The sequence below is a fragment of the Mycobacterium sp. MMS18-G62 genome (assembly GCF_053877835.1).
The window spans coordinates 1,127,883-1,146,977 of sequence record NZ_CM132662.1 but is presented as its reverse complement, the minus strand read 5'-3'; the positions used below and the strand labels follow the sequence as shown (position 1 = coordinate 1,146,977).

Genomic DNA, 19,095 nt, shown 5'->3' with positions numbered 1-19,095 from the left:
TCCTACCTGTCGTCGTCGGTGTAGCGGATAACGCCGCGAATATTGCGGCCCTCCAACATGTCCTGGTAGCCCTCGTTGATCTGTTCCAGCTTGTACTGGCGCGTGATCATGTCGTCGAGGTTGAGCTTGCCTGCCTTGTACATCGACAGCAGCTGCGGGATGTCGTAGTGCGGGTTGCCGCCGCCGAAGATGGTGCCCTGCAGGTTCTTCTGCATGAGCGTGAGCATCGCCAGGTTCAGCGTGACCTGGGTGTCGAGCAGGCTGCCGATCGCGGTTACGACGCAGGTGCCGCCCTTGGCGGTGATCATCAGGTAGTTGTCGATGTCCTCACCCTTCAGCTCGCCGACGGTGAGGATGACCTTGTGGGCCATGAAGCCGGCGGTGACCTCGCCGATCCCCATCAGCGCCGCATTGATGTCCGGATAGGCATGAGTGGCACCGAATTTCAGCGCAGCGTCGCGCTTCCAGTCGACCGGCTCGATGACGAAAATGTGCCGCGCGCCCGCGTTGACAGCGCCCTGCAGCGCGGACATTCCCACACCGCCGACGCCGACGACCGCGACGTCCTGGCCGGGCCTGATGTCGGCGGTCCGCACCGCCGAGCCGTAACCAGTGGTCACGCCACAGCCGACGAGGCAGGCGACCTCGAACGGGATCGACGGGTCGATCTTCACTACGGAGCTTTCGTGCACCACCATGTACGGCGAGAAGGTGCCGAGGAGCGTCATCGGAAAGACGTTTTGGCCCTTTGCCTGGATGCGGAACGTGCCGTCCGAGACGGCCGCGCCGTTGAGCAGCCCGGCGCCGAGGTCGCAGAGATTGCGCAGACCCGCCTGACAGGACGGGCACTTGCCGCACGACGGGATGAACGAGAGCACGACGTGATCGCCGGGAGCGATATCCTCGACGCCCTCACCGACCTCGGTGACGATGCCCGCGCCTTCGTGACCGCCGAGCACCGGGAAGCCACCCATCGGGATACCGCCGGTGACCAGATGGTGGTCGGAGTGGCACATCCCCGAGGCCTCCATCTGGATCTTCACCTCGTGCCGTTGCGGGTCGCCGATCTCGATCTCCTCGATCGACCACGGCTGGTTGAACTCCCAGATGAGAGCGCCTTTTGTCTTCATCGCGTCCTGCTTTCGTCGGAGACCTGTAGCGACAGACTAAGTTACCTAAGTCACACTTGGGTACGGCGGGTTACCAGATTGGTGAGGGGGCCTTGCCCAGCGGGTAGTAGCCGGGCACTTTCTCGCCGGCCATGCCGCGCTCGATGCGCTTCTGCATGCCTGCGGAGAGCTTGCCTGCCTTGATCAGGTCCATGTACAGCGCCGAGACGTGTCCGAAGTCGAAGAAGTCGCGTTGCCATTCGATCTTGACATCGGCGTTCAGGCGGAACCAGCTGCCTCCGATGCCGTACACCTCTTGCTCTACGCCATCACCGTCGGTAGCGACCTGTTTCCAGAAGCCGACGACCTCGCCGATCTTGTCGTCGATGATCACCCGCTGGTACGGATAGCGCCAACCCTCCAAGCCTTCCATCTCCTGGCCCAGCGCGATGTCGCGGATCTCGTCGATACCGACGCACATCACATCTTCCTTGGGCCCGATGTTCCAGCCGTAGGTGGCGTCGTCGGAGTAGAAGTTCGCCAAAACCCGCCAGTCACCGGTTCTTTCGGCTTCCCGGTTGGCCTCGAGCCACTGCTCGACGAAGTCCTCCAGTTTCTCGCGGGGCAGTGACGGCATTGTCAGTCTTCCTTCTCTTTGATGGATAGGGCTTGCGTGGGACACGCCCACACAGCTTGCTCGATCTGCGCCCGATCCTCCTCGGACGGTTCGTCATTGAGGATCTCGACCTGACCGCGCTTGGGCACTTTGAAGTAGTCGGGTGCCTCGACCTCACACATGGCGTGGCCCTGGCACAGGTCCAGGTCGACTTCTATCTTGTAGGGCATGGTTGGCCTCCTCAGGAGGAGCGCTTACGGTAGCGGACCTTCGCCGGCCGTTCGAGCTGAACGACCATCTTCGAGTGATCGTTGCGGTACGAGTCCGCGGGCTGCGCCATCTCGAACTCGTACTCGCGCAACAAGACCGAGAAGATCGCCTTGATCTGCATGGTGGCGAACGCCGCGCCAACGCAGCGATGACGTCCGGCACCGAACGGAATCCACGTCCACCGATTGACCACATCGGCCTGTTCGGGCTTGTCGTAGCGGTCCGGGTTGAACCCGTCGGGGTCGGGGAAGTCCTCGGGAATCCGATTCGAGATGGCGGGGGAGGCAGCGACGAAATCACCGTCGTGGATCGGGAAGCCCGCGACTTCGAATTCGCCCTTCGCCACTCGCATCAGGATGATCAGCGGCGGATGCAGCCGCAGCGTCTCCTTGACCACGTTGTCCAGCTTCGGAATCTGGCGGAGCGCATGGAAACTCACTTCTTGGCCGTCGGCGTAGAGCTCAGCAAGTTCCTGTACGACTTCCTTATAGACGTCGGGGTGGCGGATCAGCTCGATCAGCGTCCACGCCGACGTGCCGGAGCTGGTGTGGTGGCCGGCGAACATCAGCGAGATGAACATCCCGGTGACTTCGTCCGCGGAGAACCTGGCGTTGCCCTCGTCGTCCTTGATCGACACGAGCACGTCGAGCATGTCGCGGTCGCTCTTGTCCTTCGGAGGGTTGGCGAGCCGTTGATCCATGATCTCCTGCACCAGCGCAACGAGTTTGACGCGGGCCTCGTCGCGGCGTTGGAAGCTCTCGATCGGAAGATAGGGATCGACGTAGCACAGGGGATCGGTGCCGCGTTCCAACTCGTGGTAGTAGTGCGCGAACCGGTGGTCGAGTTGGTTGCGGAACTTCAGACCGATCAGACAGGCCGTCGAGGTGTAGATGGTCAGCTCGGCGAAGAAGTCGAGCAGATCGATCTCGCCTTCGTCGCCCCAATCGGCGATCATCTTTTTGACTTCGCCCTCGATGGTGACCGCGTGGCCCTTCATGTGCTCACCGCGCAGCGCAGAGTTGTGCAGCATCTCCTTGCGCCGCTCAGGGCTGGCGTCGAACACCACGCCCTTGCCGAAGATCGGTGTCATGAACGGGTAGGCCTCGGCTTGGTCGAGATCTTCGTCGGCGGACCGGAAGAAGAACTCATTGGCCTCTGCACCCGAAAGCAAGATGACATGCTTGTCGACGAGCTGAAACCAGCCGACGTCACCGCACTCGTCGCGTACCCGCTTCATGAGGCCGATTGGATCAGTGCGGAATTCTTCGAGGTGGCCGTGCTCTTCGGCTCCGCCGGAAACCCGCGGAACTTCTTTGAGCTCTTGGCTTGTCACGATTCCTCCGTCTCGAGCTTTAGCTTCTGGCGGTCTTTGACGCTGGCCAGCGGGGCCTCGGGCTGGATCTCCATGTTCGCGATGAACCCGCCACGCGGCGTTTCGGCGACAAAGGCGATGCACCGAGCCAGATCCTGCGGGCGCAGGAAGTAGTCGTGACGGGCCTGGCCCCACTTGGCCCAGTCCTCCAGCGCCGGCCCGATCGATTCCGGAGGCAGGCTCCAACCCATGGCGGTCTTCGTCGGACCGGGATGCACGATCGAGGCGCGAACGCCCGTGCCCTCGAGTTCCATCTGCAAGTTGGTGACCATCGCGACGAGTGCCGCCTTGGCCGCGCCGTAGGCGCCCATGTGCGGCCGCTGACGCAGCGCAACGTCGGAGCCGACGAAGATCAGGTCGCCGCGCTGGCGCTCCACCATTCCGGGAAGCACGGCGGTGGCCAGCCGGTTAGCGCCGACGAGATGGATCTGTACCTGCGATTCGAAAGTGTCCGTGCTGATTTCGTGCAGCCGGCCGAAGTATGTATCGCCCGCACCGGCGACCAGCAATTCGATGTCACCGAGTTCCTCGGTGGCGCCGTGCACGAATCCCTTCACCGACTCTGCATCAGTGACGTCGAGGGGCAACGCGACAGCTTCGCCTCCCGCAGAACGGATCTCGTCGACCAGTGCCTGGCACTTGTCGACGCGCCGGGCGCCCAGCGCGACCGGGAAGCCGCGGCCGGCGAGCTCGACGGCCGTCGCCGCTCCGATACCGGACGAGGCGCCGGCGACGATCGCGGGCCTGCGGTCGGGCAGTGGTTCGAAACGGGGCATCAGGCAATCTCCACCGTGATCGGAAGGTGAGCGAATCCGCGGACATTGCTCGAGTGGACGCGGACGGCGTTGGCCTCGTCGACGTCGTATCCGCGGATTCGCTTGAACAACTCGGTGAGCGCCACCCTGGCTTCCATCCTGGCCAGGTGCGCACCGAGGCAGAAGTGGGCGCCGCTGCCGAAACTCACCAGCTTCGAACCGATTTCGCGGCCGATGCGGTATTCGTCGGCGTCCTCGAACACGCGGTCGTCGCGGTTGGCCGAGCCGGGCAGTAGCAACATTACGTCGCCGTCGGGAAGCGTGGTGTCGTAAAGCGTGAGCTCGCCGGCGACGGTGCGGGCCAGGATCTGGCTGGAGTTGTCATACCGAAGCGTCTCCTCGACCCACAACGGGATTCTGGAGTGGTCGTCGAATACCGGTGCCAGCTGGTCGGGGTTCTTCCAGCCCCAATACGCCGCATTGGCAAGCAATTTCGTCGTTGTCTCGTTGCCTGCGACCACCATCAGGAACAGGAACGCCATGATCTCGTCGTCGGTGAGGCGATCGCCGTCGGCCTCGGCTTCCAGCAGTGCCGACGTCAGGTCGTCACTCGGCTTCTTGCGGCGCTCGGAGACCATCTCGGCGTAGTAGACCATCAGATCGGCCGAGGCCTGCATGGCGGATGCCGGCACGTCGGCCAGGCCCTCGTCGCGATGCATGACGCCGTCGGCCAAGGCGCGGATGCGCGCCCGGTCCGGTTCCGGCACTCCCATGAGTTCGGAGATCACGTCCATCGGCAGCTTGCCGGCGAATTCGTCGACATAGTCGAAGCTTTCGGACTGCAACGCAGCATCCAAGTGCTGCACGGCGATCTCGGTGACGCGCGGCTCGAGCTCGCGAATACGGCGCGGTGTGAAGCCTTTTGAGACCAGGGTGCGCAACCGCAGATGGGCCGGATCGTCGAGGGCCAGGAACGACATCACCTTGTGCGCGTCCAGGGTGCGCGAGATCGGATCCAGCGAGACGCCGTACTTGTTCGACAGCTCGGTGCTGTTGCGGAAGCCCTGCAGTACGTCGGCATGGCGGGACAGCGCCCAGAACTTCAGTTCGTCATTGCGGTACAGCGGTGCCTCGTCGCGCAGGCGCTTGTAGTACGGGTACGGGTCTTCGTGGAAGTCGTAGTCGTACGGGTCGAGCACCAGATCACTGGTGTCTACAGTCACTGTTCTTCTCCCAGGATGAGGCCGACCACATACGTGAGACGGTCGGCGATCTGGTGGTAGGTGACGACGCCGCTGCCGGCGTGTACCAGCGCGCCGAAGTACGTCATCTCCAGCGCCGAAACGGTGGCGGGGTCCGCGTCGGGGCCCACCGCCGAGCGGATACGCCGGTGGATCTCCGCGCCGATGCGGTCGCGGACCGCGCGGACGGCCGGGTCGTTGTTGCTCAGTAGCGCGGTCGTGCAGGCGGCCGCTACTTCAGGCTCGTCGGCGATCATCAACGTCAGCGCCCGCAGTGCCTTTTCGACCCGCGTCGTCTTGGTGTCGTTGACATCGGTGAAGTACGGCACCTGGCGGACAAGGTCGAGGTAGACCTCGGCGATCAGGTGGTTCTTGGAGGAGAAGTACGTGTAGGCCGTCGCCGGAGCGACCTTGGCCCTCGCCGCCACCGCCCGCACCGTCAGGTCGGCGTAGGACGACTCGCGCAGCATCTCCACACCTGCGGCAAGCACCTTGCGGAAGGTTTCTTCCTGTCGGCGGTTGCGCGATGTCTCTGTGATCGCCACCACGGCATCGCTGGACACATGTCCAAGTTATCGGACGAGGCGGTCTGCAGGCAAGTGCCCAGGTCGAATGTGCAGCCTTGCTTCCCGCAGCGCTCTGGGGCTATCGTTCGAGTGAATTCATTCGGACAGTTGTCCAGCAACGCAAACGGGAGTTGGTATGGGGATCACAGACGATCGCCAGAGTCAGTTGCTCATCGACGGCCAGCTGGTGGCGGGTAGCGGCGGCACGTTCCCGACCGTCAATCCGGCCACCGAAGAGGTGCTCGGTGTCGCCGCCGACGCGACGGTCGACGACATGGGCCGGGCAATCGAAGCGGCCCGCCGCGCGTTCGACGAGACTGACTGGTCCACCAACACCGAGTTGCGGGTGCGATGTGTGCGCCAGCTTCAAGACGCGCTGACCAAGCATGTCGAGGAACTGCGCGAGCTCACCATCGCGGAGGTCGGAGCGCCGCGGATGCTCACCTCCGCCGCTCAGCTGGAAGGGCCGGTCGCGGATCTGAGCTTCTGCGCCGATACGGCCGAGTCGTATCAGTGGACCACCGACTTCGGGATCGCCGAGCCGATGGGAATCAAGACGCATCGCACTGTCGCCCGCGAGGCCGTCGGCGTCGTCGGGGCGATCACCCCGTGGAACTTCCCGCACCAGATCAACCTGGCCAAGATCGGCCCGGCGCTGGCCGCGGGCAACACCGTCGTTCTCAAGCCGGCACCGGACACGCCGTGGTGCGCGGCGATCCTCGGTGAGCTCATCGTCGAGCACACCGACATCCCGCCGGGTGTGCTCAACATCGTCACCTCCAGCGATCACGGTGTCGGTGCGCTGTTGTCGAAAGACCCACGGGTGGACATGGTTTCGTTCACCGGATCGACGGCGACGGGACGCGCGGTGATGGCTGACGGGGCGGCGACGCTCAAGAAGGTCTTCCTCGAACTCGGGGGCAAGTCGGCATTCCTCGTGCTCGACGATGCGGATCTGGCGGGTGCCTGTTCGATGTCGGCGTTCACCGCCTCGATGCACGCCGGGCAGGGCTGCGCGATCACCACCCGACTGGTCGTGCCGCGGGCCCGCTACGACGAGGCCGTCGAAGCCGCGGCGGCGACGATGGCGTCGCTGAAGCCCGGCGACCCGAACGACGCGGGCACGATCTGCGGTCCGCTGATCTCGGCGCGCCAGCGCGACCGTGTGCAGGGTTACCTGGATTCGGCGACCGACGAGGGCGGCAAGTTCGCGTGCGGCGGTGGACGACCCGCCGATCGCGACACCGGGTTCTTCATCGAGCCGACCGTCATTGCAGGACTTGACAACAACGCCAAGGTTGCGCGTGAGGAGATCTTCGGCCCGGTCCTGACTGTGATCGCACACGACGGCGACGACGACGCGGTGCGCATTGCGAACGATTCGCCCTACGGACTGTCTGGCACGGTGTTCTCGGCCGATCCCGACCGTGCCGCAGGGATCGCCGCGCGGATGCGCGTCGGCACAGTCAACGTCAACGGCGGTGTCTGGTATTCGGCCGACATGCCGTTCGGTGGGTACAAGCAGTCCGGCATCGGCCGGGAGATGGGGCTTGCCGGTTTCGAGGAGTACCTGGAAACCAAGGCTATTGCCACAGCGGTGTAGCGCCGAGTGGCCTGTTGTGACACGTAGTTTCGCCAAAAACGTGCACTAACCGGCCACTCGACAGGAGAAAGGAACAGGATGGGTCAGTTCGACGAGAAGGTCGCGATCGTCACCGGATCAGGTGGCGGCATCGGCCAGGCCTACGCCGAGGCGCTGGCCCGCGAGGGTGCCGCGGTGGTGGTGGCCGACATCAACACCGAAGGCGCGCAGAAGGTCGCCGACGGGATCAAAGGCGAAGGCGGCAATGCGCTAGCCGTCCGGGTGGACGTTTCCGATCCGGAATCCGCGAAAGAAATGGCGGCGCAGGCACTTTCGGAGTTCGGCGGCATCGACTACCTGGTCAACAACGCCGCAATCTTCGGCGGCATGAAGCTGGACTTCCTGATCACCGTCGACTGGGACTACTACAAGAAGTTCATGAGCGTGAACATGGACGGCGCGCTGGTGTGCACGCGGGCCGTCTACCGCAAGATGGCCAAGCGTGGCGGCGGTGCGATCGTCAACCAGTCGTCGACAGCGGCCTGGCTGTACTCGAACTTCTACGGCCTGGCCAAGGTCGGCATCAACGGCCTGACACAGCAGCTCGCCACTGAACTCGGTGGGCAGAACATCCGCATCAACGCGATCGCGCCAGGACCGATCGACACCGAAGCAAACCGCACCACCACGCCGCAGGAGATCGTCGCCGACATCGTCAAGGGCATCCCGCTGTCGCGAATGGGTCAGCCGGAGGACCTGGTCGGCATGTGCTTGTTCCTGCTGTCGGATCAGGCGAAGTGGATCACCGGCCAGATCTTCAACGTCGACGGCGGACAGATCATCCGCTCATGAGTGAGCAGGTGAAGCTGGGCTACATCGGCCTCGGCAAGATGGGCGCGCCGATGGCCAAACGACTGGTTGAGTGGCCTGGCGGCGTAACGGTTTTCGACGTCCGCGCCGAAGCGATGACGCCGCTTGCCGAGGTTGGCGCGACGCTGGCTGACAGCGTGGCCGACGTCGCCGCCGCCGACATCATCAGCGTGACCGTGCTCAATGACGAGCAGGTGCGTGAGGTGATCGGTGAACTCGCGGCGAATGCGACGCCTGGCGCCGTGATCGCCATTCATTCGACGATCAGCCCCGAAACCGCTGTCGAACTGGCGGAACAGTTGCAGCCGCAGGGCATTCATGTCGTCGACGCGCCGGTCAGCGGTGGAGGACGGGCAGCGAACAAAGGCGAGTTGGCGATCATGGTGGGCGCCACGGATGAGGCATTCGCGCTCATAAAGGAACCGTTCGCGCTGTGGGCGTCCCTGGTGGTCCACGCTGGACTACCAGGTGCCGGGACTCGGATGAAGCTCGCCCGGAACATGCTTCATTACACTTCGTTCGCCGCAGCCTGCGAGGCATCGAGGTTGGCCGAAGAGTGCGGGCTGAATCTGCAGGACCTCGGGAAGGTCGTGCGTCACACGGATGCGATCACTGGAGGGGCCGGGTCGATCATGTACCGCGACGACACGAAACCGATTGAGCAGGATAGCTTCCTGTATAAGCCATTTCTCCATGCGGCCATACTCGGCGAGAAGGATTTGAGCCTGGCGCTCGCACTCGCTGAAGAACACTCGGTCGAGATGCCGTTGGCGGAACTGGCGCTGAAGAACCTGGCGGCCGGACTCGGCGTGCCGCACACGAAGGAGTGAGCATGGACGAGCTGCGCCGCAAAGGCCTCGAGAAGATGAACGAGGTCTACGGCTGGGAGATGCCCGACATGCCGGGTGAGTACTTCGCGCTGACGGCCGACCATCTCTTCGGAACCATCTGGACCCGTCCGGGTCTGTCGATGCGGGACAAGCGCATCATGACGCTGACTGTGGTGACGGCACTGGGGATCTCGGACCTCGCCGAGATTCAGGCCAACGCCGCGCTGGCCAACGGTGAGATCACCGAGGACGAGCTCAAGGAGATGGCGATCTTCCTCACCCATTACCTGGGTTTCCCGTTGGGTTCCAAGCTCGACGGAGCGGTCACCAAGGTGATCAAGAATCGCAAGAAGGGTGCTGGCGAAGACAAGAAGGCCAACGTCAATGCCGCCGTCCAGATGCACTCTGGGGGCAAGGTCCATGACAAGTAGGTACGCCACCCTGTCGCGCGAGGCGCTCGCCACGCTGCTGCCGGAGCTACTGCTGATCGGTCAGATGATCGACCGGTCCGGAATGGCTTGGTGCATCCAGAATTTCGGTCGCGAAGAGATGCTGCAGATCGCGATCGAGGAGTGGATGGGGTGCAGCCCGGTCTACACCAGACGCATGCAGAAGGCCCTGCGATATGAGGGCAACGACGTCATCACGATCTTCAAGGGCCTACAGCTCGACATCGGTGCGCCACCGCAATTCATGGACTTTCGCTACACCGTGCACGACCGTTGGCACGGTGAGTTTCACCTCGACCATTGCGGTGCGTTGCTCGACGTCGAGCCGATGGGCGAGGACTACGTCCGCGGCATGTGTCACGACATCGAGGACCCCACGTTCGACGCCACGGCGGTTGCCACCAATCGCAGGGCGCAGATCCGGCCGATTCACCGTCCGCCACGCGTGCCTGCCGACCGCCATCCGCACTGCGCGTGGACGGTGATCATCGACGAGTCGTATCCGCCCGTGGAGGACCATCCTGTCCTTGACGTCATAGGCCGAACCCGTGCCGCCAGAACCGAACTCGACCCCATTGATGCCGACGATGAGGGTCAGGCGGACTACTCGGGTGAGCTTGTGTCTGATTTCGACTTCGGCGCCTTCTCGCATTCCGCGCTGGTGCGCATGGCGGACGAGGTCTGCTTGCAGATGCACCTGCTGAACCTGTCCTTCGTCATCGCCGTGGGTAAGCGGGCGGGGACGAACACCGAACTCGCGAAAGAGATCTGCACCAAGCAGCTGATCGGCTTGGCGGGCATCGCCGCCGAACGCATCCATCGTGCGCTGTCGCTGCCGGGCGGCGTCGAGGGTGCGATGCGGGTCATGGAACTGCATCCGCTTTTCAATCCCGCGGCGTATGTGTCGGCGGAATTCGGGCCCGACGTCGTCCACGCCCACCGTTCACCCGCACACGAGGACGGCGCCTGGATCTCGTTGGTGACGCCGACCGAGACCCGACCGCTGCAGGCGATCGTTGCGGCCGTGGACACCCACCTCAACGTGGAGGTCGCGGGCCGCGACACCGAGTGGACCGCGCGTGTCATCGAGACGGACACCGCGGCAAAGGAATTCCCCGAGGTGTCGGTGGCTAAAGTCAGTGGCGGGTCGACGTTCGTGTTCGAGCCGAGGCGCTCGCTGCCGCTGACGGTTGTATAGCGGCGCCTACCCACCGGCGCAGATAATCCCGCAACTGCTCGCCTTGTCGCGGCGGCCGGCCGGGGTCGATGACGAACGACTGGATGATTCTCAGCAGGTGCTCCGCGAGCTCGTCGAGATCTGCGTCGGCGTAGCCGAGCCCGCCCCAGTCGACGTCGAATCGACGGACCATCGAGTGAGCGAAGTCGAGCGCGACATCCGACGTGACTTCTTCGGCGTGCGGATTCGGCCGACCCGGAGCGATGAGCAGCCCGAGGTGCTTGTCCCGCGGCAACCACTCGAGCGCGGTCGCAACGGCTTCCGCGACCGCGTCGACCGGATCCGAGATGCCCTGCAGATGGGCGGCCAACCGGTCCAGGAAGCCGCTGGCGGCATGCACCGCGGCGGCCACCAGCAGGGCATCGGTGCTGGGGAAGTACCGGTAAACGGTCTGCCGGGTCACGCCGAGCGTGCGGGCGACGTCTGCGATGGAGAAGTCGGCGCCCTTAGCGTCGATGGCCTTGCCCGCAGCTTCGAGGATGCGGGTGATGGCTTCCTCATCGGTCGCGGGGGCCGAGCCCGACCAGCCGTGGGTGCGCACCCGCCGATGCTATCCGCGATAGGAGACTTGCAGCTCCTTGACCCCGTTGATCCACCCCGACCGAAGCCGTTGAGGTTCGGAGAGTTTGGCGATGTCGGGGATTTGGTCGGCGATCTCGTTGAAGATCAGCTTGATCTCCATGCGGGCCAGGTTGGCGCCGATGCAGTAGTGGGCACCGTTACCGCCGAAGCCCAGGTGCGGGTTCGGGTCGCGCAGGATGTTGAACTCGAAGGGCCGATCGAAGACCGCGTCGTCGTAGTTCGCCGAACTGTAGAACAGGCCGGCGCGCTGGCCCTCGCGGATCGTGACGCCGCCAAGCTCAGTGTCCGCCAATGCCGTTCGCTGGAAGCAATGCACGGGTGTGGCCCAGCGGACGATCTCGTCGGCCGCGGTTTCGGGCCGCTCACGCTTGAACAACTCCCACTGGTCGGGGTTGTCGAAGAACGCGTTCATGCCGTGGGTCATGGCGTTGCGGGTCGTCTCGTTGCCTGCGACGGCGAGCAGGATCACGAAGAACGCGAACTCCACGTCTTCCATGGATTCGCCGTCGATATCGGCCTGCACAAGGCGGGTGACGATATCGTCGGCCGGGCAACGGCGGCGCTCCTCGGCCATGGTGTACGCGTAGCCCATCAGCTCGGCGTTGGCGGCCGCATAGTCCGACGCGAAGTCCGGGTCGTCGGTGTTCATGATCGAGTTGGTCCAGTGGAACAACTTCTCCCGATCGGCCTCGGGCACACCGATCAGATCGGCGATCGCCAACAGCGGCAGTCCCATCGCGATGTCGTCGACGAAGTTGCCGCTTTGCTTTTCCTTTGCGGCGGCCACGATTTCGCGCGCCGCGACGGCCAACTTCTCCTCCAAAGCCGACACTGCCCGCGGGGTGAACAAGCGCGACACCAGCTTGCGCAGTCGGGTGTGCTCGGGCGCGTCGTGGTTGATCAGCAGCGCCTTGGTCAGCTCCAGCTGATCAGGTGTGGTGCCGTCGGGCAGCCGCATGACCACGCCCTTGCGGTTCGTCGACCACAGGTCGCCGTCGCGCGAAATCGCCTTGATGTCCTCGTGGCGGCTGATCACCCAGTAGCCGCCGTCGTCGAAGATCGACTCCGGCTGCTCGTTCCACCAGACCGGCGCCGTCTTGCGCAGCTCGGCGAATTCGGTGACGGGGATGCCCTTGACCAGGACGTCGGGGTCGGTGAAGTCGTATCGAGGTCCGAACGGACATGTGGTCTGCGTCATAGCTCGACCATACACTGCCGTGTCAAGTGTATGGCCTGGCGTCAGGCCTGCGGATACGGAGCGAAGCGCTTGTTGAAGCCGCTCTTGCGATCCGCGAGCTGCGCGGCACGCTGTGCTGCGGTGACGAATTGATCCGCGGGGATGATCGAGCCGAGTTGGTCGACCGAGACCACTTGCGAACTCACCGTCGGGCTGTCCGTCGAACTCGAGTCGAAATGCTGGAAGCGGATCGAGATCGTGCCTTGGTTCAACCCTGCGGTGGACACCCAGTTGGCCACGCCCGGGTCGGTCGGGGAGACCACGATTGTGTACGTGCCATCGGAATTGGCGATGGCTTGCGCATTGTTGAGGCTGCTCTGCTGGTCCCAGTAGTTGTCGGTGATCGTCCAGTCATTGGTCACCGGAACGCTGAAGTAGCCGGCGTTGCCGGGATCGATCGTGAGGACCAGCGCCTGTTGATCGGTGAGTTGGAAGTACCCCACGCTCTGCAACTGAGTCGCAAGGAATGCCGCGTTGTGGGCCGGATCCGTGAACTCGTTGGGCGGCCGCAGCTGTCCGGTCTCGCTGTCGGTTGTCGCCAGTGCCATGTAGTCCGGCACCTGCGGACCGATCAGCGTCACCGCCGCCGCTTCGATGGCCATCAGCAACGGCGGTGGTGACGAGAACGCGGGGATGACCGAGACCAGGGACAGCAGCAGCGGATTGCCCGACACCAACGGCCCGATCAACGGGATGTCCAATCCGCCGATCTGGCTGAAGAAGCTGTCCGCAGGCCCGCTGACCCGTTCGACCGACAGGCTCATCGGGTTCTGCGCGTTCCAGTCGGACAGCGTATTGCGAGCGAGAATCAGCGTTGCGCCCGAGGGCAATTGGAGATGGTTCTCACCGGGTACGCCGGCGCTGGAATCCAGTGTGATCGTGAACGTACCGTCGGGCGCGACGACGAGATCCTTGCCGTTGAGATTCGCTGCCGTGGCTCCGTTCAGTCCGGTCAGCACGCTGAAGTTGGTGTCGGCAGGAAACTCGCCCGTGAAGCGGCCCGTGATCACATACGACGACGCGTTGTTGACCGGGATGAACCGATAAATCGTGTCGGGGTTGTCGTAGACGATGCGCGTGCCGCCGACGGTCTGCCCGTACCACGTGTGCGGTGGCATGACCTGCTGCAGAACCTTCGGATTGTTGGGATCGAGCAGCAGCACCTCCATCGCCGCCTGACGCACGTACTCGTCGACGGCCTTGTCGAGCTGCGCGAGATTCTCCTCGTCGGGACCGCCGACCAACGCGAACTGCTGCTGCGCCGCTGCGAGCCACCGCGCCCTCAACACTTGCTTGGCAAGCCAGACGATGGGGTCGTTGACTACTTGGTCGACCAGTTGCTCGGCCGCGAGCTGATCGGCGGTCGCCAGCGGGCTGGTCGACGTCGCGCTGAGTGGGTTCACCAGGACCGTCACCCGCGTGGTCGCGGTGGCGCCGGCGTCGGGTGCAAGCAAGGTGTTCAGGCCGTGGATGTGGAAGGGATTGCCCGGCACGTCGCTGGCCGTGACCGTGAACGAATCGGTGCCTCCCGCCGCCGCCAGTGCGGCGTTGGGGGTGTAGGCGAACGTGCCGTCCGGATTGACCGTGACCGTGCCCCGCTGCGGCGCCGAAGTCACGGTGAACGTCAACGTGTCCCCGTCGGCGTCGGTCGCATGCAGGTCGCCGCTGACCACCCCGTCCAGGGCCTGGCTGTTCTCCGTCGACTTGTACCCCATTGTCGGGGTCTGGTTGAACAGCGTGTATTCGATTTCGCGCCGCACCCAGCCCAATACGGCCCACAGTGTCGGCGCCTCGGGAGGTGCCACCGGGTTGCCGGTCGCCTGCGGGCTGAATCCCGCCCAGGACAACAAACCGGAGACGAGCCCCGTGACGATGCTGACAGGTGGCGGCGGCGTGCTGACCGCGGGCGAAACCGCTTGTACCGGAACGGAAGTCGTCTGGGCCTGCAACCGCACCGTCGGCTCGGGCTCTGAATTGCCCTGCGTGTCTTGGGTCTTCGGTGTGGTCGAGTCTTCGGTGGCGGTGACCGCAGTCCGCGTGACGGTTGTCTCTGCCTTCACCGCCGGTTTGCGGTGTGGTGTGGCCGGCGTTTCCTCATCGCTGTCCGGCTTGTGCGAGGTCTGTTTCGGCTTCTCGTTCGTGACGGTGGTGTTGGCCCCGCCGGACGCCTGCACGACGCCCGACTGCGGATTGTCAGTCGATTCGGTCGTCTCGGTCTTCGACCCCGAAGCCTCCGAGGAGCCTGACGTTGACGACGTCGACTCTGTCGGCTCCGAGGTGGAGTCCGCCGACGAGTCCGCCGCGGGCGATGAATCGGTCTGCGAGGAGGAGGTGCCCGTATCGGCGACCGCGACACCCGCGTTGTTGGCGATTGCCACACCGAGTCCCAATGCGACCGCGAGTGCACCCACGCGGCCGATGTATTTGGCGCAGCCCGCATGAGGTGCCCGATGAGACAAAATCCCCAACATGTCTTATGCCTACGACAATGAGCGGGATATGTCAATGATCGTGGCGGACCGCGCGGCTACCTGACCCGCGGATAGGGTTGGCACGTGCGTGTCCTGGTTATCGGATCCGGAGCCCGTGAACATGCGATGCTGCTGGCGCTGCGCCGCGATCCAGAGGTCGAGGAGCTGGCCGTCGCGCCCGGCAACGCCGGAACCGCGATCATCGCCGACCAATACGACGTCGACCTCACTTCGGGTGAGGCCGTCACAGGACTGGCCAAGCGGATCGGCGCGGACCTCGTGGTCATCGGGCCCGAAGTGCCGTTGGTGCTCGGTGTGGCCGACGCCGTGCGGGACGCCGGCATCGCCTGCTTCGGGCCGACGAAGGACGCGGCGCGTATCGAAGGGTCGAAGTCGTTCGCCAAGGATGTGATGGCCGCGGCGGGCGTGCGAACCGCGACGAGCGAGATCGTCGACAACCCGGCACACCTCGACGCGGCGCTGGACCGGTTCGGGCCGCCCAGCGGCGATCCGGCCTGGGTGGTCAAGGACGACGGCTTGGCCGCGGGCAAAGGTGTGGTGGTGACCGCCGACCGCGACGCGGCCCGCGCGCACGCCGCCAGCCTGCTCGAAGCGGGCCATCCGGTGTTGCTCGAATCGTTTCTCGACGGCCCGGAGGTATCGCTGTTCAGCATCGTCGACGGTGAAACCGTGGTGCCGTTGCTGGCGGCGCAGGATTTCAAGCGCGTCGGCGACAACGACACCGGGCCAAACACCGGCGGCATGGGCGCCTATGCACCGCTGCCGTGGCTACCCGACGAGGTGACCACCCAGATCGTCGACGACATCATCAAACCCGTTGCGGCTGAACTGGTTAAGCGAGGCAGCTCCTTTTCCGGTCTGCTTTACGCCGGGTTGGCGATCACCTCGCGTGGTCCGGCCGTCGTCGAATTCAATTGCCGTTTCGGCGATCCCGAAACACAGTCAGTGCTGGCGCTGCTGGAAACCCCGCTCGGACAGCTGTTGCGGGCCGCCGCGACCGGTGAGCTGGCCGGCCAGCCCGCACTGCAGTGGCGCGACGGGGCCGCCGTGACGGTGGTGCTCGCCGCGGAGAACTACCCGGGCCGGCCGCGGGTTGGCGACGTCATCCACGGCGCCGAAGCCGACGGTGTGCTGCACGCGGGCACCGCACGCCGCGACGACGGCGCGATCGTTTCGTCGGGTGGCAGGGTGTTGTCGGTTGTCGGCACGGGCCAAGACTTGGTGGCCGCGCGGGAGGCTGCCTACACACTGATCAAGTCGATTCGCTTGCCCGGCAGTCATTTTCGCAGCGACATCGGCCTCGCGGCGGCCGAGGGGCGGACCAAGCTCTAGGCCGTCAGCAGTGGCGCCATCCACGCGATCTCGGCAGGCAGTTGCGAACTCCAGAACGCGCCGTCGTGGCCTCCTGGCGAGAAGCCGCCTGCGGGCGGGTTTGGCAGCTGCGCGATGAACTGCTTCGTCGCCGAATAGAAGGGATCGCTGTTGCCGCAGTCGATCCGGATCGGAATGGACGCCAGTTGCGGCAGCCCCCAGACAGTGTTGGCGGCGTAGTCGTCTGCACCGTCGAACGCTCCGGGAGCGGCCCCGCCCGACGATGTCCACAGTGCGGGGCTGACCGCGCAGATCGCCGCGGTGCGGGCCGGACCCAGGCGCGCGCCGAGCAGCAGCGCCCCATACCCGCCCATCGACCAGCCGAGGAAACCGACCCGCGACGTGTCCAGCCCCTGCGACGACAGCATTGGGATGAGTTCGTTCAGCACCATGGCACCCGAGTCCTCGCCGGACGTCCGCTTGTGCCAGTAACTTCCACCGCCGTCGACGGCGACGACCGCGAACGGCGGAATGCCAGCTGCGACCGCCTGCGCCAATCCGTTCTCCACACCGCCGGCCATCACGCCCGCGGCGTCTTGCCCCTTGCCGTGCAACGCGATGACGGGACGCAGCGGCGCGGTTTGCCCCGGCGGGCGGGCGATCGCCCAATTCGTCGTGACACCGCCGCGGGCCGCCGAAACGAATGAGCTGTCGATGTACGTCGGCGCTGCCGCGGCAGGCGGCGGCTCCAGTGGAGGGGCGGGAGCCAAGGGCGCGCCGGCACTCGTCATCGACACCGACGGCGCGGCAGTGCTTGGCTCGCGCTGCGACGTGCCGAGCGCGAAAGCGCCGGCGGCTCCTGCGGCCGCGCCGACACCCAGACGCAGAATCGCGCGGCGGGTCAGTTCGGGCATGCGGGCCATCATGCCATCGGCCGCATGTGCGCCCGTCTTCGACTTGTCTGAGTAAAGACTGATGATTGGCCGAAAGCACGATGCCGTCACGTCGTGACTGGCAGAGTGCTAGACGTGACGGCAGCAGTCACTCCCAAGGGAGAACGTCGGCGGTATGCGCTGGTCAGCGCTGCCGCCGATCTGCTGTGCGAAGGCGGCTTCGATGCCGTGCGGCACCGTGCCGTCGCCCGTCGTGCCGGCCTGCCGCTGGCGTCGACGACGTACTACTTCTCTTCGCTCGAGGACTTGATCGCGAAGGCCGTCGAGCATGCGGGTGCGCGTGAGGCCGAGCAGTTGCGCGCGAGGGTCGACGCGCTGTCGCGCCGGCGCAGGGGTGCGGAGTCCACGGCCGACGTCTTGGTGGACCTGTTGGTCGGTGAAGCGAACGGGCTGCGCGTCACCGAGCAGTTGATCTCTCGCTACGAGCGCTACATCGCATGCGCCCGTCAGCCAGGGCTGCGCGACATCGAGCGCAGAATTCTGCAGCAGCGCACCGACGCAGTGGTCGAGGTCGTCGAGCGGTCCGGCCGTTCGGTGCGGGCCGAACTTCTCACGGCGTTGGTGTGTGCTGTCGACGGCGCGGTGGTGGCCGCACTGGTCGGCGACGGTGACGGGCCACGGGCGTCGGCCCGTGCGACGTTGATCGATGTGATCGACGTGCTCGCGCCCTTCGACGACAGGGTGGTGCGCGTCTAACTCGAAGGGGTGCAGGCGCTACGCGCACAAGGCATTTGGCTTGCAGTGCGGCATACGCATATGGGCGGCGCCGGATTAGCGGAGCGCCTCACGGATCGCTGTCAATTCGCGTTGGGCATCCTCGAGTAGCTCCATCGCCCGGATCAGTCGATTCTCCAGTGAGGATCGGCTGGGCCGACGATCGGGAACCGTTTCTGCGGGCAGCGTCGGTGTGACGATGTAACCGGTGTCGGCGTCGCCGTAGATGGTGACGTCGTCAGGCCGGTGATACCAATACAGCCCGACGTACGCGCACATCACGGCGTCGACCGCATCCTCGTCCCTGTCGAGTTGCGCGGGTTTCGTCGCCGCCTCGACCCGTCTACGCAACTCCACCCACGACACACTGCGATTCGCGCGAAGCCTCGGTGTCGCGTCGTCGAGCCCTTCGATCAGCGTCATCAACTTGAGTAGCTCGCGTTGGCGCACGTCGAAAGGACCCTTCTTGTACTTCAGTGTCTTCTCGAGCCCGAACATCACGACCGTCGCCGGGTGCGGGTAGACCTCGATGGCCCGCCGGCTCGCATTCGAGGCAGGATCCATGTCGAGGTCGAGCGCGCTGGCCAACGCAGCGGCACGTGGCGGATTGAACAGCGGATTTGTCGTGTTGGCCGGATAGGCGCCGGCATCGAACTTCTGAAAATCGCGGTTGTATGCGGTTTCGGCGGGCCGGTAGCCGGTGGGATTGTTCACGATGAGCGGCGCATCGATAGCCACCAGGCAGTCGCCGCCGGTGAACGGGGCTACGGCGTCGCTGATGCTGGCGTCATCCTGCGCGATGCCCACATGCAGGAGGCGCCCGTTGACATCGACCACCGCGACACCCGTCTGCTTCTTTTCGCCCCACGCAAGATCGAGTCCAACGAAGTACATAGGCCTAGCCTGCCG

19 protein-coding genes are annotated in these 19,095 nt (G+C 64.9%); 7 read left to right on the top strand and 12 right to left on the bottom strand.

The window, feature by feature from the left end:
* Positions 1 to 2 precede the first annotated feature (2 nt).
* From ACWW36_RS05690 to ACWW36_RS05660, 7 genes are all read right to left on the bottom strand, one after another.
* Positions 3 to 1,130: an NDMA-dependent alcohol dehydrogenase gene (locus ACWW36_RS05690; protein WP_456140618.1), complete on the bottom strand. Its 1,128-nt coding sequence runs from the start codon at positions 1,128 to 1,130 to the stop codon at positions 3 to 5.
* A 70-nt stretch (positions 1,131 to 1,200) separates the two neighbouring features.
* On the bottom strand, positions 1,201 to 1,746 hold the full coding sequence (locus ACWW36_RS05685; protein ID WP_456140617.1) for a nuclear transport factor 2 family protein: 546 nt from the start codon (positions 1,744 to 1,746) through the stop codon (positions 1,201 to 1,203).
* Between the two features lie 2 nt (positions 1,747 to 1,748).
* Positions 1,749 to 1,955, bottom strand: coding sequence for a ferredoxin (locus tag ACWW36_RS05680; protein WP_456140616.1), 207 nt, complete (start codon positions 1,953 to 1,955; stop codon positions 1,749 to 1,751).
* Positions 1,956 to 1,966: 11 nt separating this feature from the next.
* Positions 1,967 to 3,328 (bottom strand): cytochrome P450, encoded by a 1,362-nt coding sequence (locus ACWW36_RS05675; protein WP_456140615.1) that lies wholly within the window; start codon positions 3,326 to 3,328, stop codon positions 1,967 to 1,969.
* Positions 3,325 to 4,143: an SDR family oxidoreductase gene (locus tag ACWW36_RS05670; RefSeq protein ID WP_456140614.1), complete on the bottom strand. Its 819-nt coding sequence runs from the start codon at positions 4,141 to 4,143 to the stop codon at positions 3,325 to 3,327. The genes ACWW36_RS05675 and ACWW36_RS05670 overlap by 4 nt, the downstream gene beginning before the upstream one ends.
* The gene (locus ACWW36_RS05665; protein WP_456140613.1) at positions 4,143 to 5,345 is read right to left on the bottom strand and encodes a cytochrome P450; all 1,203 of its coding nucleotides are present in this window, start codon (positions 5,343 to 5,345) and stop codon (positions 4,143 to 4,145) included. The genes ACWW36_RS05670 and ACWW36_RS05665 overlap by 1 nt, the downstream gene beginning before the upstream one ends.
* Positions 5,342 to 5,926: a TetR family transcriptional regulator gene (locus ACWW36_RS05660; RefSeq protein ID WP_456140612.1), complete on the bottom strand. Its 585-nt coding sequence runs from the start codon at positions 5,924 to 5,926 to the stop codon at positions 5,342 to 5,344. Before ACWW36_RS05660 ends, ACWW36_RS05665 begins: the two co-directional genes overlap by 4 nt.
* A gap of 139 nt (positions 5,927 to 6,065) precedes the next feature.
* Here ACWW36_RS05660 and ACWW36_RS05655 point away from each other — a divergent pair, with 139 nt between their 5' ends.
* From ACWW36_RS05655 to ACWW36_RS05635, 5 genes are all read left to right on the top strand, one after another.
* Positions 6,066 to 7,532, top strand: a complete 1,467-nt coding sequence (locus ACWW36_RS05655) for an aldehyde dehydrogenase (RefSeq protein WP_456140611.1) — start codon at positions 6,066 to 6,068, stop codon at positions 7,530 to 7,532.
* Between the two features lie 78 nt (positions 7,533 to 7,610).
* Positions 7,611 to 8,363: an SDR family oxidoreductase gene (locus ACWW36_RS05650; protein WP_456140610.1), complete on the top strand. Its 753-nt coding sequence runs from the start codon at positions 7,611 to 7,613 to the stop codon at positions 8,361 to 8,363.
* Positions 8,360 to 9,211 (top strand): NAD(P)-dependent oxidoreductase, encoded by an 852-nt coding sequence (locus ACWW36_RS05645; protein WP_456140609.1) that lies wholly within the window; start codon positions 8,360 to 8,362, stop codon positions 9,209 to 9,211. The genes ACWW36_RS05650 and ACWW36_RS05645 overlap by 4 nt, the downstream gene beginning before the upstream one ends.
* Before the next feature lie 2 nt (positions 9,212 to 9,213).
* Positions 9,214 to 9,642: a carboxymuconolactone decarboxylase family protein gene (locus tag ACWW36_RS05640; RefSeq protein ID WP_456140608.1), complete on the top strand. Its 429-nt coding sequence runs from the start codon at positions 9,214 to 9,216 to the stop codon at positions 9,640 to 9,642.
* Entirely contained in the window at positions 9,632 to 10,858 is a 1,227-nt protein-coding gene (locus ACWW36_RS05635) for a hypothetical protein (RefSeq protein ID WP_456140607.1), read from the top strand. Before ACWW36_RS05640 ends, ACWW36_RS05635 begins: the two co-directional genes overlap by 11 nt.
* On the opposite strand, the gene ACWW36_RS05630 is transcribed toward ACWW36_RS05635, so the two are convergent.
* Genes ACWW36_RS05630 through ACWW36_RS05620 form a run of 3 tightly spaced genes read right to left on the bottom strand, consistent with a single transcriptional unit; the run spans position 10,797 to position 15,127 of the window.
* Entirely contained in the window at positions 10,797 to 11,438 is a 642-nt protein-coding gene (locus ACWW36_RS05630) for a TetR/AcrR family transcriptional regulator (protein ID WP_456140606.1), read from the bottom strand. The genes ACWW36_RS05635 and ACWW36_RS05630 overlap by 62 nt on opposite strands.
* A 9-nt stretch (positions 11,439 to 11,447) precedes the next feature.
* Positions 11,448 to 12,677 carry a cytochrome P450 gene (locus tag ACWW36_RS05625; RefSeq protein ID WP_456140605.1) on the bottom strand — a complete coding sequence of 410 codons (1,230 nt, stop codon included), beginning with the start codon at positions 12,675 to 12,677 and terminating at the stop codon, positions 11,448 to 11,450.
* Between the two features lie 41 nt (positions 12,678 to 12,718).
* Complete coding sequence (locus ACWW36_RS05620; protein WP_456140604.1) at positions 12,719 to 15,127, bottom strand: Ig-like domain-containing protein; 2,409 nt, start codon at positions 15,125 to 15,127, stop codon at positions 12,719 to 12,721.
* 144 nt (positions 15,128 to 15,271) lie between these two features.
* Between ACWW36_RS05620 and purD the strand changes: the two genes are divergently transcribed.
* Positions 15,272 to 16,540 carry a phosphoribosylamine--glycine ligase gene (gene purD / locus ACWW36_RS05615; protein WP_456140603.1) on the top strand — a complete coding sequence of 423 codons (1,269 nt, stop codon included), beginning with the start codon at positions 15,272 to 15,274 and terminating at the stop codon, positions 16,538 to 16,540.
* On the opposite strand, the gene ACWW36_RS05610 is transcribed toward purD, so the two are convergent.
* Positions 16,537 to 17,445 carry an alpha/beta hydrolase gene (locus ACWW36_RS05610; RefSeq protein ID WP_456142372.1) on the bottom strand — a complete coding sequence of 303 codons (909 nt, stop codon included), beginning with the start codon at positions 17,443 to 17,445 and terminating at the stop codon, positions 16,537 to 16,539. The two genes, purD and ACWW36_RS05610, sit on opposite strands and share 4 nt — an antisense overlap.
* Before the next feature lie 93 nt (positions 17,446 to 17,538).
* On the opposite strand from ACWW36_RS05610, the gene ACWW36_RS05605 reads away from it, so the two are divergent.
* A complete protein-coding gene (locus tag ACWW36_RS05605) occupies positions 17,539 to 18,168 on the top strand; it encodes a TetR/AcrR family transcriptional regulator (protein WP_456142371.1) in 630 nt (209 codons plus the stop codon).
* 75 nt (positions 18,169 to 18,243) lie between these two features.
* On the opposite strand, the gene ACWW36_RS05600 is transcribed toward ACWW36_RS05605, so the two are convergent.
* The gene (locus tag ACWW36_RS05600; RefSeq protein WP_456140602.1) at positions 18,244 to 19,080 is read right to left on the bottom strand and encodes a DUF429 domain-containing protein; all 837 of its coding nucleotides are present in this window, start codon (positions 19,078 to 19,080) and stop codon (positions 18,244 to 18,246) included.
* Positions 19,081 to 19,095 lie beyond the last annotated feature (15 nt).